We start from the raw sequence: 13,529 nt of genomic DNA on the forward strand, positions 1-13,529 counted from the left end.
GCATGAAGAACCGTCCTCGGGGCGGTCTGGGGCGGGGCCTGGGGGCGCTCATCCCGACCGGGCCGGCGCCGACCGCCGTAGTTGAGCCGATCACCGCAGAGGAGTCGCCAGCTCCCGTGGAGGCGGCTGCTGACACTGCCGCGGCTGCGCCGGCGGGACCGGTGCCCACCGGCCCGGTGCCGACCGTGGCGATCCCACCGGTGGTGGCACAGCCCGAGCCGCAGGCCGAACTCAGCCCGGTGCCGGGTGCCCGGTTCGCCGAGATCCCGGTCGACGCCATCGTGCCGAACCCGAAGCAGCCGCGTCAGGTCTTCGACGAGGACGCCCTGGAGGAGCTGAAGACCTCCATCCAGGAGGTCGGCTTCCTCCAGCCGATCGTCGTACGACAGCTCGACGACGAGAAGTACGAGCTGGTCATGGGTGAGCGGCGCTGGCGTGCCGCGCAGGCCGTCGGGCGGGAGAACATCCCGGCCATCGTCCGGGACACCCACGACGACGCCATGCTCCGGGACGCGTTGCTGGAGAACATCCACCGGGCGAATCTGAACCCGCTGGAGGAGGCGGCCGCGTACCAGCAACTGCTGGACGAGTTCGGCGCCACCCACGAGGAACTCGCCCGGCGCATCGGGCGGAGCCGGCCGCAGATTTCGAACACCATCCGGCTGCTCAATCTGCCCGCGCAGGTCCAGACCCGGGTCGCCGCAGGGATCCTCTCCGCCGGGCACGCCCGTGCGCTTCTGAGCCTCGACGAGGCCGAGGCGCAGGAGCAGCTGGCGCGCCGGATCGTCGCCGAGGGGATCTCGGTCCGCGCGACCGAGGAGATCGTCGCGCTGGCCCTGAGCGACGGTACGAGCAAGAAGGAGACGGCCAAGCGTCGTCCGAAGCCGCACGCTCCCGCACTGACGGATCTCGCCGACCGCCTCTCCGACCGGTTCGACACCCGCGTGAAGGTGGACATCGGCCGGAGCAAGGGCAAGATCACCATCGAGTTCGCGACGGTCGACGACCTGGAGCGGATCGTCGACCTCATCGGCGTCGGCCAGGAAGAGGAGCCGGAGGCCTGACACCCCGGACGGCGGTCCTGCGGGACAATGCCGCCGCGTTGCGCAACGGGGCTCGGCGTGACGATCGGGCCCAGCGTCGTTGCGAATGGCACCATTGCCGGCCGCGTGATCCCGGATCACGCGGCCGTTGCATGTGTTGCGGGTTGCGCATCCTCGATCAGCGCGTTCAGGAGATCCGGGCGGTGGCGGTGTTTCACGTGAAACCCGGGATCAAGTCAGGGCGATTCTTGAGCCGCCTCGACCGTTTCACGTGAAACCGGCCGGGCCTGCGATCTGCGAAGCGGTGGGTCGGCAACGGCGAGGGCGGGACCCTGAGCCCGGAGGAGCCTGACCGGATCCAGAACCTGCCGCGCCCCTCGGTGAGCCGGTAGCGGAAACGCCGCCGAGGAAACCACAGCCGAGTCACCGACGACCCTCAGTGCCTGCGTCAGCGCCCTCAGCGCGCGTTGAGGGCGCTGGCGCTGGTATCGGTACCCGCAGGGCTGGGCCCGCTCGACAGGGCCGCTCAGCGCCGCGGGAGGGCGGGGGGAGTCGACCCTCCCGTCGCTACCAGGCCCGGCATCGGCACCTCCTCGCTGACGCGGGGAGGTGCCCGCTCAGTGCCCTGCCCGGCCGACGGCCTGTTCACGGGGGCCGGGTTGTAATGGCCGTTCCGTTGCGTGGCTGATCTCGCTTGTCTCAGCGGTTCGAGGCTTCTCGGTCTCCCGGCCTCTTCACCCTCCCCGCCCGGCAGCCCGGACGCGTCCCGCGTCGAGTGTCAGCCGGCATCCATGTGGCCACGGCCGCTGCGGACACGCGTAAGTCGATGCTGCCGCCGTCCACCGCGTTCGGATGGTCGCTCGGCGGTTGCTGCCTGACCGATCAGGACTGGCCCGTCCCTACCTCCGTCCGTTCACCCCTCCGCTCCCAGGCCCCCTCCGGACAGGCTGCACACGATGCACCCTCCCACCGCACCGAACCGGCGTGGATGACAACCGGTCATGACGCTCGTCGAACTATGCGGGCACGCCGATGAGTGCCTTCCGCCGCCACACGCCGGCCCGCGCCTCCGATCGCCTGCCGCCCTGCGCGGGGCGCGGTCCCCGGGCGGCGCAGCACTGGCCGGGGTTCGGTGCATGTCGCGCTGCGGAAGCGGTGGACGGCCCAGGTCGTTCGCGTGGCGACGACCTGGGACAGCGGGGACAAGATCCTGAAGGCAACGGTGAGTCCGAACCACGGCGATGCCGACCACGGCGTCCAGCGGCGGCGGAAGCGATGACGGAACCCACCCGACGTGCCTCCGTTTCACGTGGAACCGACGACTCCACCCCGGCGGAGGATCCGTGCTCCCGTGCCCGAAAGTTATCCACAGGGGTTATCCACAGGCACCCTCGTTTCACGTGAAACCCCGCGTGAAATGGGGTGACAGCCTGTGGATGACGGCCTGTGTCCGGCGTCTCATCAACCTGTGGGCGCCTGTGGATACCTGTGGACAGAGCCACTCTCGGTCCTCCCGTCATGGCTGAACTGGGGCCGTCCGGCCGATCGTTCGGGTAGGGACAGCGGTGCCGAGACCGGTTAGTGTCAGCGTCGTGCACGACACCCCTCCCTCCGTTCCGGACTTCACCCAGTGGCCGTCCTTTCCCTTCGAGGGCGACCTTCGTGTCAAGCAACTCGATGACCCGGTCCCGGTCGAGCCGCCGCGCAAGGGCGAGGGGAACCGGGACTGCACCGCCTGCAACGCCCCCGACGACGCCTACATCTGGGTGGGTGAGCGATGGCGGGTACGCGCCATGGACCGCCCTACCGGGCTGCCGATGGTGCTGATCCTGGAATCCCGCTCGCATCTCGACCTCGGCGACCTGCCGAATCTGCTCGCCGCCGAACTGGGCGTGATGACCGTACGGCTGGAGCGGGCCATCCGGTCCCTCGACGGGGTCGCCCGGGTGCACGTCAACCGCTGGGGCGACGGCTCGGCGCACCTGCACATGTGGTTCCTCGCCCGGCCCTACGGTCAGCTCCAGCTGAGGGGGACCTTCCTCTCCCTGTGGGACTCGATCCTGCCGCCCATCTCCGAGGCGCGGTGGCGGGAGAACCTGGCCATGGTTGCCGCCTGGCTGGCGGAGTTCGGGGGCCGACCGCTGGCGGAGCCACCGCGCATCCAGTGGCAGGCGCCTTCCAGCTTCACCGGGCAGCCCCCGGCGGAAGACGCTCCGGCGGAGGGCGAAGCGGTGTCCGTGATCGAGTCCGCCGAGGAGACCCCGCCGGCGCAGGAGCCGGAGGGCGAGGCGTCCGCCACGGACGCCGGACGGTCGGGCAGCCAGACGTAGAACCGGGGCGGCCACCCGAGGACGTACCTCCGGGTGGCCGCGCAGCGGACAGCCCGGCCAGCGCGGCGAGCCAGGTGGTCACCGCCAGTCCGGCAAGCGAGGCGGCGGACCGGACGGGGCGACGGCCGGCGGCGGCACCCCGGCGCCGAACCCCCGCCCGGAAGGTGGGCCGGTGGACCGGTCGGTCAGGGGTGGCGGGCTGCGGCGCGGGCCACCAGGGTGCCGACCATCCTGCCGAAGTCCAGTCCGGCGGCCTGGACCGCGAGCGGCAGCAGCGAGGTCTCGGTCATCCCCGGCGAGACGTTGACCTCCAGCACGTGCGGCTGGCCGGCTGAGTCCACGATCAGGTCGACGCGGCTCAGGTCGCGCAGCCCCAGCGCGGTGTGCGCGGCCAGCGCGACGTCGGCCACCGCACCGGCCACCGCCGGCTCCAGCCGGGCGGGGGTGTGCCAGGTCGTCCGGCCGGCGGTGTAGCGGGCGGCGTAGTCGTACACCCCGTTGCGGGGCACGATCTCCACCGCGGGCAGGGCGCGCGGCCCGTCGCCCAGGTCGACCACCGAGACCGCCACGTCCATGCCGGGCACGTACCGCTCGACCAGCGCCGTGGGGTCGTACGCGAAGCAGCCGACCATCGCGGCCGGCAGGGACGCGGCGTCCCGGACCACCGCGGCGCCCAGCCCCGAACCGCCCTGGGCGGGCTTCACCATGAGCGGCAGCCCCAGCCGCTCGACGATCCGGTCCAGCACCGCCACGGCGCCCAGCTCGGAGAACCGGTCGTGCGGGAGGGCGACCCAGTCCGGGGTCGGGATGCCCGCCTCGCGGAGCACCGCCTTGGCCGAGGGCTTGTCCCAGGCGAGCCGTGACGCGCGGGCGTCGCACCCCACGTACGGGACGCCGCAGAGGTCGAGCACGCCACGCAGCGATCCGTCCTCGCCGGTGGCGCCGTGCAGGGCGATCACGACGGCGTCCGGCGGATCGGCGCTCAGGGCCGGCAGCAGCGCCACGTCGGCGTCCCGCAGCTCGGCGTCCATCCCGACCGCGCGCAGCGCGTCGAGCACCCGGCGACCGGACCGCAGCGAGACGTCACGTTCGTAGGAGAGCCCGCCGGCGAGCACCAGCACCCGCAGGTCGGCGGTGACGGCGGAGTCGGTCACGACGGAACGGTCGGCAGCGGTGGGAACCATGCCGGAATCATGCCAAGTCGGGTCCCGGCGTGTCCGCGCCGGCCTGCCCGCGCCGCGCTCCGGGGCGGCCGACCGTGCCGAAGACCCGCCGCATGGCGATGTCCTGCTCCATCACGCCGGCCAGCCGGCGCACGCCCTCGCGGATCCGCTCCGGGGACGGGAACGAGAAGTTGAGCCGCATGTTGCCGGTGCCGGTGCCGTCGGCGTAGAAGCCGGTGCCCGGGACGTACGCCACCCGGGCGGCGATGGCCCGGGGCATCATCGCCTTGGAGTCGAGGCCGTCGGGCAGGGTCGCCCAGACGAAGAGGCCGCCGGCCGGCGTCGTCCACGTAGTGCCGGCGGGCATCAGGTCGTCCAGCGCGGCGAGCATCGCGTCGCGCCGTTCCCGGTAGACCTCGCGGTAGACCTTGAGCTGCTCGCGCCAGGGCATGGTGCCGAGGTAGGTGGAGACGGCGGCCTGCGCGTAGCCACTCGGGCAGAGGATCTGCGCCTCGCTGGCGATGACCAGCTTGTCGCGGACGGCGTGCGGCGCGAGGATCCAGCCGACCCGCAGGCCCGGGGCGAAGGTCTTGGAGAAGGTGCTGAGGTAGAAGACCCCGTCGCGCCGCCGCGCGCGCAGCGGCGCCGGCGCGTCGCCCTCGAAACCCAGCTGACCGTACGGGTCGTCCTCGACCACCAGCAGACCGGCGCGCTCGCAGATGTCGAGCACCCGCTCCCGCCGCTGCTCGGTCAGCGTCACGCCGGTCGGGTTCTGGTAGGTCGGGATGGTGTAGAGGAACTTGACCCGCCGGCCGGCGCGCGCCTGCTCGGCGATGGCCGCCTCCAGCGCCTCCGGGATCAGCCCGTCGTCGTCCATCGGCACGTGCACGACCTGCGCCTGGGCGGCCTGGAACACCCCGAGCGCGCCGACGTAGGTCGGGCCCTCGGCGAGCACCACGTCCCCGGGGTCGAGGAAGAGTCGGGCCACCAGGTCGAGGGCCTGCTGCCCGCCCACGGTGACCACCACGTCGTCCGGGGAGGCGCCGCAGGCGGCGTCGATGCCGGAGAGCGCCATCACCTCGCAGATCCGCTCGCGCAGCTCCAGGGTGCCCTGGCCGATGCCGTACTGGAGGGTGGTGGCGCCGTGCTCGGCGCCGAGCCGGCCGAGCATCTCGCCGACCGCGTCGAGCGGCAGCGCCGCGATGTAGGGGGCGCCACCGGCGAGCGAGACCACCTCCGGCCGACTGGCCACCGCGAAGAGCGCACGGATCTCCGAGGCGGTCATGCCCCGTACGCGGCGGGCGTACCGGTCGGTGTAGTCGTCGAGCGTCGTGCCGGTCATGACATCACCTCGATGGCTGCTCGGGTGGCTCCCGCCCCGGCGTACCCGGGACACCTGCGACCATGGCGACGCGGGACGCCGAGTGTCGATCCTAGTCGCCGTCTGCCAGGGGCGTAACCGCGAAGTGACCGGCGTCCACATCGCGGACCCCGGCCGGCGCCCCGGAAGGAGAGGCATTCGCGAGTCCCCTCCCGCAGCGTCCGTTTGCGGCGTACGATCGCTCGTCGGGGGCAGGTAGGCGGTGTTGTCGTTCCGTGCCGGTCTCACCTCCGAGCCTAATGTGGGGATACACCAATGTCGCGACGTCTGGTCAGCTTGACCCTCGACACCCTGGAGGACCTGCCCCGCCCGTGCCGGCAGTGCGTCTACTGGGAGCTTGATCCGGTCTCGGCGGACCGGGCCTGTGCCGCGGGCGACCCGGGGCTGGAGAAGGAGGCCTGGGTCTCGCAGACGCTCCTGGAGTGGGGCTCCTGCGGCAAGCTCGTCTACGTCGACGGCATGCCGGCCGGCTTCGTCCTGTACGCCCCGCCGGCCTACGTGCCCCGCTCGATGGCCTTCCCCACCTCCCCGGTCTCCGCCGACGCCGCGCTGCTGATGACGGCCAACGTGGTGCCCGCCTTCGCCGGCGGCGGGCTGGGCCGGATGCTGGTCCAGGGCGTCGCCCGGGACCTCACCAAGCGCGGCATCAAGGCGATCGAGGCCTTCGGCGACGCCAAGTTCGGCGACGCGGCCGACCCCGCCGGCGCCTGCGTCGCCCCGGCCGACTTCTTCCTCTCCGTGGGCTTCAAGACGGTCCGCCCGCATCCGCGCTTCCCCCGCCTGCGGCTGGAGTTGCGTACCGCGTTGAGCTGGAAGTCCGACGTCGAGTACGCGCTGGAGAAGCTGCTCGGCTCGATGAGCCCCGAGACGCTGCTCCGCCCGGTCCGTCCGGCCCCGGCCACCCGCTCGACGGCCGGCTGATCCCGCGCCGGCGCGTCCGGCCCCGGCGGCGGAGCCCGGTCGGGAGTCGGCAGGCGGCTCAGTCGACGACCGTGCCGGCGGCCACCACCGCCCGCAGTGCGCTCACGTCGATCGAGCCGGTGGGGACGTCGCGCTCGACGGGGAAGTACATGCGCTGCACGGCGGCGACGACGGCCTCCACCACCCTGTCCCGGAACCGGGGGTCGACCAGTCGGGCCCGGTCGGTGGGCGAGGTGAGGTAGCCGACCTCGACGCGTACGGCCGGCATCCGGGTCAGCCGGAGCAGGTCCCACGCCTTCGCGTGCGTACGGCAGTCGCGCAGCCCGGTGCGGGCGACGATCTCCCGCTGCACCAGCCCGGCCAGCCGCTCCCCGGTCGCCGAGGTCACCCCGTTGTCGGTGCCGTAGTGGTAGGTCGCCACCCCCTCGGCCTCCGGGTTGACGTGCTCGTCTACGTGCAGCGAGATGAACACGTCGGCGCCGAGCGAGTTGGCCAGCTCCGCCCGGTCGACGTCGGGCAGGCAGTCCTCCTGGGCCGGCCCACGGGTGAGCTGCACCCGGACGCCCGCGGCGGCGAGCCTGCCCTCCAACCGGCTGGCCAGGTCGTACACGAGATCCGCCTCGGTCCACCGCAGCGATCCGTCCGGCACCACCACGCCCGGGTCGGTGCCCCCGTGCCCGGGGTCGATGACGACGGTCCGGCCCACCAGCGCCGGGCCGGACTGCCGGATGGCGTCGGACTCGCGCAGCCACTGCGGCCGCCCGCCGACGACCTTGCGGCCGAGTCGGCGCAGCGCGTTCATGGTGTGCGGACCGCACGAGCCGTCGGGCGTCAGCCCGACCTCGCGCTGGAACTGGGCGACCGCCCTGGAGGTCCGTACGCCGTAGATGGCGTCCGCGCGCCCGACGTCGTACCCCATCTCCAGCAGCCGCTCCTGGAGCGAGCGGACGTCCTCACCGGTGAGCGGCTCCGGAACCGCGTGGTAGAGCGTGCGGGCGCCCAGCCGCCAGCGGGCGGCGTCCAGGGCCCGCCAGGTCTCCGCACCGACCCGGCCGTCCACGCTGAGCCCACGCGACTGCTGGAAGGCCCGCACGGCCCGTTCGGTGTGCGTGTCGAACTCGTCGGCGCCCGGTGCCGTCGGGACGAGCAGGTCGAGGCCGGTCAGCACCGTACGGATCTCGGTCACCGCGGGTCCACGGTCACCGGGTCGGATCGGACGCACGCACGACCCCCTCTGCACGGACGGTTGCTGGCCGGGCGGCCCCCGCTTGAGGCTATGCGTTCCGAGGGCTCCGGGTGCCCCACGTCGGGAAAAACGCGTCGACCCCGTGCCCGGCGGACCGGGTACGGGGTCGACGCGCGTCGGTGCTGCTCAGAGCGCCGATTCGATGAGCCTGACGAGCTCGCCCTTCGGCTTGGCGCCGGCGATCGACTGCACCGGCTCGCCGTTCTTGAAGACGGTGAGGGTGGGGACCGACATCACCCGGTAGGTGCGGGCGGTCTCCGGGTTCTCGTCGATGTTGAGCTTGACGATGGTGACCTGGTCGCCCATCTCGCCGGCGATCTCCTCCAGCAGCGGCGACACCTTGCGGCACGGGCCGCACCACTCGGCCCAGAAGTCCACCAGAACCGGCTTGTCGGACTTCAGTACGTCGGCGGCGAAACTCGCGTCGGTGACCGACTTCGTTGCTCCCACTATGACCCTCCTCCGGGATGTGTTTCGGTTGTTCAGCCCTGCAGCGTGGCGATGAAGCGCTCGGCGTCCAGCGCGGCGGCGCAGCCGGTGCCGGCGGCGGTGATCGCCTGCCGGTACGTGTGGTCCACCAGGTCGCCGGCGGCGAAGACGCCGGGCACGCTGGTCCGGGTGCTGGGCGCCTGGACCTTCACGTAGCCCTCGTCGTCCATCTCCACCTGCCCCCGGAAGAGCTCGCTGCGCGGGTCGTGACCGATGGCCACGAAGACGCCGGTGACGTCGAGGACCTTGGACTCGCCGGTGTGCGTGTTGCGTACCCGCACCCCGGAGACCTTGCCGTCGTCGCCGAGGATCTCCTCGACCGTGGTGTTCCACTCGACCTTGATCTTGTCGTTGCTCAGTGCCCGCTCGGCCATGATCTTGCTGGCCCGGAAGGAGTCCCGGCGGTGGATGATGGTGACCGAGTCGGCGAACCGGGTGAGGAAGCTGGCCTCCTCCATCGCCGAGTCACCGCCGCCCACGACCACGATGTGCTGGTTGCGGAAGAAGAAGCCGTCACAGGTCGCGCAGGACGAGACGCCGTGGCCCAGGTACTCCTGCTCGCCGGGCACGCCGAGCGGACGCCACGCGGAGCCGGTGGAGAGGATGACCGCCCTGGCCCGGTAGGCGGTCTGGCCCACCCAGACGGTGCTGACGGCGTCGGAGCCCACGCTGCCGGTGTCCTTCAGCTCGACCCGCGTCACGTCGTCGGTGAGGAACTCCGCGCCGAACCGCTCGGCCTGCTTGCGCATGTTGTCCATCAGCTCGGGGCCGAGGATGCCGTCGGCGAAACCGGGGAAGTTCTCCACCTCGGTGGTGGTCATCAGCGCACCGCCGGACTGCACGCCCTCGATGATGAGCGGCTTGAGGTTGGCGCGCGCCGCGTAGACCGCCGCCGTGTAACCGGCTGGCCCGGAGCCGATGATGATCAGGTTGCGGACCTCGTCCACTGCCGTCTCCCGATTGTGTTGTTCGCCATCGGCGCGCACCGATGCCGATCCGATGCCGACGCCGCTCGGTGCCGGCACTTCGATGTGCAGAACGTCATCGTACGAACCGGGGATTCCCGAGCCGGTCATCCGGTGGGTCAGGTCACGTGGACGGCCAAACGGCCGGTGACCGCGAATTCACCCTACCCGCGTGCGGTAGCGGCTGTCCGAGCCGGACCCGGGCACACCGCATTCCGGCCCGCTCGCCCAGGCCCAGTGCGCTCCCGTGGCGTCGGTGAAGCGCACGATCAGCGCCGGACGCCCCTGGAACCGGGCGTAGTCGACCACGTCGACCACCAGCGGACCGTTGCCGTGCTCGGCCTTGATCTCAGCGATGCAGGCGCCCAGCGCGGCGGGGTCGGTGAGCCGGTCGAGCCCGGTGACGGAGCCGGGCAGCCGCCCGCCCTCCGCCTGGACGCCGGGCTGCTCCCCGGGCGGGCCGCCGGTGAACGGCCGTGCCTTCGGCGACGACGGAAGGGCGGCCAGGGACTCCTGCGTGTAGTCCGTTCCGCTGCGCACCGACGGCTCGCCGGCGATCCGGAAGGGCGTGGCGGCGGGGGCGGCGTCCTCACGGTTCGTCGTCGCGGGCAACGCCGTGTCCGCGGCGCCGCCCATCTGCTGGTCCCTGGTGAGCTGGTCGACGCCGAGCCCGACCGCCGCGATCGACACGGCGGCCAGCGCGACCGGCCCGGCCAGCCGGGACCAGCGGCGCCGTCGTCGCCCGGGCCCGGTGGCCCCGCTGCGGCCCGGCTCCGACCGGGGTACGCCGGCAGGACGTCTCCCGGACCCGCCGAGCGGCTGTGCCGGCACCGCCCCGATGCCTGTTCTGACCGTTGGTTGACCCTCCGCCGGCCGTTCCTCGGCGGACGTCGCGTCGTCCCCCGCCCCCCGGCCGCCCGGCTCAACCCGGCCGGGCCCCGACCGGCCCGGCTCGGATCGGCCCGGACCTGCGGAGTCCGCAATGGCGAGGTCGGACGTGGTGCCGGGGTCGGACGCCGTGGCGTGGGCCAGGGCGGCAACGATCCGGTCGGTGACGTCGGCCGGCATCTCGGGTGCGGACGCGCCCCAGGTGGCCAGGTCCGCGTGGACGTCCGCCACGGCCGGGGCCAGCAGCGCGTACGCCTGCGCCCAGCCGGGGTCCTCGTCGACCAGTCGGGCGACGAGATCCTCGTCCGGGGTGCCGTCCAGCGCCCCGCCGAGGTAGTCGGCGAGCAGGTCGTGGTCGACCTCCCTGTACCCCCCGGCAGTCACGCGTCCTCCTGGTGGAGATCCCGCCGGGACCGTCCCGACCCCGATCGGACGCCCTCGGGCGACCGCGGGTTCCCTCGGGTGACGGCCGGCACGTTCGGGCCCGTCGCCGGGGCCGGCTCCGCCCGCTGCGGGGTGGCCTGCGGCTCCGTCTTCTGCCTGCCGGGGCGCAGGTGCCCGAGCTGTGTCGCCAGGCGGGCCCGGCCCCGGGCGCACCGGCTCTTGACCGTCCCCTCGGCCACGTCGAGGATCCGGGCCACCTCGGCCACGGGGTAACCCTGCACGTCGACCAGGATCAGCGCCGCCCGCTGCTCGGGCGGCAGATCGGCGAGTGCCTGCCGGACCACGAGCGCCGTGTCGTGGTCCTGGACGGGTGCCGCCGGCTCGACGCCCCCGGTGCCGGAATCGGTGTCCCGGACGCCGTCCGGCAGCGGCACCGTCGGGTGCGCCTGGCGGCGGCGGATCCGGTCCAGGCACGCGTTCACCACGATCCGGTGCAGCCAGGTGGTGACCGCCGAGTCGCCCCGGAACCGCCCGGCGGCGCGGTGGGCGGAGAGCAGGGCGTCCTGGAGGGCATCGGCGGCCTCCTCGCGGTCGCCAAGCGTACGCAGGGCCACCGCCCAGAGCCGGTCCCGGTGCCGGTGGAAGAGCTCGGCGAAGGCGTGCGGGTCGCCGGCCACGTGGGCGTGCAGGAGATCGAGGTCCGCCGGCCCGGACGGTGGCACCGACGACGAGACCGGCGGACCCGCCGGTCCACCGGTCACCCGTTCGCCGCGTACGCCCATCACCACGTCCGGCGGATGCGGTGCCCGGAGCGCGGTGGCCGCCTCACGACCCCTGGACCGTGATCTCCTGGACGCCGAGCTTGTAGCCGCCGTCGCTCGACGGCAGCTCGGTGATCCAGAACAGCAGGTAGCGGTACTTCTGGTCGGCGTTGAAGCCGTTGAAGGTCATCTTGGTGCCCTCGTGCTCCTCGAACGGCTGGCCGATCGCGGTCTTCCTGTAGTCCGCGAAGAGCTGGGCGTCCCCGGAGGACGACGACGGCCGGTCGGTGGTGCCGGCGTAGAGCTGGGCGGAGGCGCCCCGGGCGGACAGGAGCACCTGCACGGACTTGACCGTGTGCTCGCCGCCGAGGTCGATCCAGACGCCCATGCCCTTCTTGAGGTTGCCGAAGTTGGCGCGCCCCCGGTAGGTCTGGGTCTCCCAGCCCTCGTCCTCGTCCCCGTCGTACACCTTGTCGGCGTTGCGGACCTCGGTCCGGTCGCCCTCCGGGTCGATGATCCGGGCGGTGCTGATCTTCAGCGGCCCGGCCGTGATGGCGGCCGGGGTGGCGTCGCCGGCGGGCGCGTTCGACGAGGGCGCCGCGACCGGGTTGGTCTGTGGGTCGTCGTCACCGCCGCCCAGGGCGGTGATGCCGATCAGCAGGCCGACCAGCGCGACCGCCAGCAGGCTGGCGATGCCGATCGCGACCTTGCGTCCGCCGGCGGCGGCGAGCGGCGACGGCTCCTCGCCGGTGTCGGCCGCGAAGCGCAGCGGGCCGGCGCTGTCGAGGAACTGCTCGTCGGCCGGCACGTCCAGCCGGGCCAGCTCGGCCGCGAGCACGTCCGACGAGGGCGGCTCGATCTCGGCGTCCAGCAGGTCCATGGTGAGGTCGTCGAGGTACGCCGGCACGCCCGCCCGCACCTGCCGGGGGGCGGCGATCGCGCCGGCCGCGTCGCGTACGGCGTCGGGGATGGCGGCCCGGCCGTGGCCGGCGGTGGCGCCACGCAGCGGGGCCTCGGCGTGCGGCCAGTGCCCGGTCAGGGCGAAGTAGAGGACCCCGCCGATCGCGCGGACGTCGCTCTGCTGGCTGTCGGCGCCGTCGGTGCGCGCGTCGGCCAGCACCACCCGGCCGTCGTCACTGATCATCACCGTGCCGGGGTGGACGTTGCCGTGCACCATGCCGGTGGCGTGCACGGCGGCGAGGGCGCTGGCGACCGCGTTGCCGATGGTGGTGGCGCGCGCCGGGTCCATCGGCCCGTCGGTGACCAGCTCGCGCAGCGACTGCCCGTCGACCCACTCCCGCACCACGTACGCCCGCTCGGCCTCGTCGATCGCGTCGTAGACGCCGACCAGGTTGGGGTGGATGACACGGCTGGCCGCGACGGCGCCCTGGAGCATCTCGGTGGCCGAGTCGCCACCCGGGTAGCGCAGCACGACCGCGACGGGACGGCGCAGGATGACGTCGACCCCGCGCCAGACCAGCCGACCCGCGCTGTCGTTGTTGATGTGCTCGACCAGCTCGTAACGCTCGGCGAGGATCTCACCGGCCGTGGGAGCACCGAAGGTCATGACCTGAGGAGCGCTCTCCTCCGCCTCCTGACCTTCGCCGACCTGGGTCACCCGTCCTCCCTCGGTGATCGTGTCGATCGATGGACCCGCGCTGCTGGGCATGTGGCTTCCCGCTCTGCCTTCGAAGGAACCGGCCGACCGGTGTCGACGCGGAGCGCCGGCGCCTGCCGTACCCGTCGAGAGCGACCTTACCCGGGTTGGCCGTCTCCCCGACATGTCATCTTCGCGCCGCTCCCGGGCCGAGCTGCCGGCAGGCGGCCGACTTGTCCGGTTGCTCCCGTTGTCAGCCACGTTGCTGGCACATGTACTGGCCAATCTAGAGGTTGGCCGCAAGCGTCCGCAGGGAGGGGGCCGGCCGTTGCGGCGACCGCGCCGACGCAGCCGGGTTCCC

The 13,529-nt window shown here is 72.9% G+C and carries 11 protein-coding genes; 3 read left to right on the plus strand and 8 right to left on the minus strand.

Going from position 1 to position 13,529, the window contains the following annotated elements; translation table 11 throughout:
- Positions 1–2: 2 nt before the first annotated feature.
- Entirely contained in the window at positions 3–1,064 is a 1,062-nt protein-coding gene (locus tag ACLQ20_RS19455) for a ParB/RepB/Spo0J family partition protein (RefSeq protein WP_327030044.1), read from the plus strand.
- 1,571 nt (positions 1,065–2,635) lie between these two features.
- On the plus strand, positions 2,636–3,373 hold the full coding sequence (locus ACLQ20_RS19460) for a hypothetical protein (protein ID WP_425857092.1): 738 nt from the start codon (positions 2,636–2,638) through the stop codon (positions 3,371–3,373).
- Between the two features lie 185 nt (positions 3,374–3,558).
- On the opposite strand, the gene ACLQ20_RS19465 is transcribed toward ACLQ20_RS19460, so the two are convergent.
- The gene (locus tag ACLQ20_RS19465; protein ID WP_425857094.1) at positions 3,559–4,557 is read right to left on the minus strand and encodes a D-alanine--D-alanine ligase family protein; all 999 of its coding nucleotides are present in this window, start codon (positions 4,555–4,557) and stop codon (positions 3,559–3,561) included.
- A gap of 7 nt (positions 4,558–4,564) precedes the next feature.
- A complete protein-coding gene (locus ACLQ20_RS19470; RefSeq protein WP_151452749.1) occupies positions 4,565–5,878 on the minus strand; it encodes a PLP-dependent aminotransferase family protein in 1,314 nt (437 codons plus the stop codon).
- Positions 5,879–6,172: 294 nt separating this feature from the next.
- Between ACLQ20_RS19470 and ACLQ20_RS19475 the strand changes: the two genes are divergently transcribed.
- Positions 6,173–6,838, plus strand: coding sequence for a GNAT family N-acetyltransferase (locus ACLQ20_RS19475; protein ID WP_132235474.1), 666 nt, complete (start codon positions 6,173–6,175; stop codon positions 6,836–6,838).
- Positions 6,839–6,896: 58 nt separating this feature from the next.
- On the opposite strand, the gene ACLQ20_RS19480 is transcribed toward ACLQ20_RS19475, so the two are convergent.
- The 6 genes from ACLQ20_RS19480 to ACLQ20_RS19505 all read right to left on the minus strand — a co-directional run bounded on the left by ACLQ20_RS19480 (position 6,897) and on the right by ACLQ20_RS19505 (position 13,240).
- A complete protein-coding gene (locus ACLQ20_RS19480) occupies positions 6,897–8,060 on the minus strand; it encodes an N-acetylmuramoyl-L-alanine amidase (protein ID WP_151452748.1) in 1,164 nt (387 codons plus the stop codon).
- A gap of 150 nt (positions 8,061–8,210) precedes the next feature.
- Entirely contained in the window at positions 8,211–8,534 is a 324-nt protein-coding gene (trxA, locus tag ACLQ20_RS19485) for a thioredoxin (RefSeq protein ID WP_151452747.1), read from the minus strand.
- Between the two features lie 32 nt (positions 8,535–8,566).
- Positions 8,567–9,520, minus strand: a complete 954-nt coding sequence (trxB, locus tag ACLQ20_RS19490) for a thioredoxin-disulfide reductase (RefSeq protein ID WP_327030040.1) — start codon at positions 9,518–9,520, stop codon at positions 8,567–8,569.
- A 177-nt stretch (positions 9,521–9,697) separates the two neighbouring features.
- Positions 9,698–10,810, minus strand: coding sequence for a hypothetical protein (locus tag ACLQ20_RS19495; RefSeq protein ID WP_358118801.1), 1,113 nt, complete (start codon positions 10,808–10,810; stop codon positions 9,698–9,700).
- A complete protein-coding gene (gene sigM, locus ACLQ20_RS19500) occupies positions 10,807–11,592 on the minus strand; it encodes an RNA polymerase sigma factor SigM (protein ID WP_425857100.1) in 786 nt (261 codons plus the stop codon). Before sigM ends, ACLQ20_RS19495 begins: the two co-directional genes overlap by 4 nt.
- 43 nt (positions 11,593–11,635) lie before the next feature.
- Complete coding sequence (locus tag ACLQ20_RS19505) at positions 11,636–13,240, minus strand: protein kinase family protein (protein WP_151455435.1); 1,605 nt, start codon at positions 13,238–13,240, stop codon at positions 11,636–11,638.
- Between the last annotated feature and the right edge of the window lie 289 nt (positions 13,241–13,529).

This window comes from Micromonospora sp. DT46 (assembly GCF_049841735.1).
Classification (GTDB): Bacteria; Actinomycetota; Actinomycetes; order Mycobacteriales; family Micromonosporaceae; genus Micromonospora; species Micromonospora reichwaldensis.

Coding starts and splice junctions, on each gene's coding strand:
- ACLQ20_RS19455 (WP_327030044.1), top strand. CDS start 3: ATGAAGAACCGTCCTCGGGGCGGTCTGGGGCGGGGCCTGGGGGCGCTC.
- ACLQ20_RS19465 (WP_425857094.1), bottom strand. CDS start 4,557: ATGGTTCCCACCGCTGCCGACCGTTCCGTCGTGACCGACTCCGCCGTC.
- ACLQ20_RS19470 (WP_151452749.1), bottom strand. CDS start 5,878: ATGACCGGCACGACGCTCGACGACTACACCGACCGGTACGCCCGCCGC.
- ACLQ20_RS19475 (WP_132235474.1), top strand. CDS start 6,173: ATGTCGCGACGTCTGGTCAGCTTGACCCTCGACACCCTGGAGGACCTG.
- sigM (WP_425857100.1), bottom strand. CDS start 11,592: ATGGGCGTACGCGGCGAACGGGTGACCGGTGGACCGGCGGGTCCGCCG.
- ACLQ20_RS19505 (WP_151455435.1), bottom strand. CDS start 13,240: ATGCCCAGCAGCGCGGGTCCATCGATCGACACGATCACCGAGGGAGGA.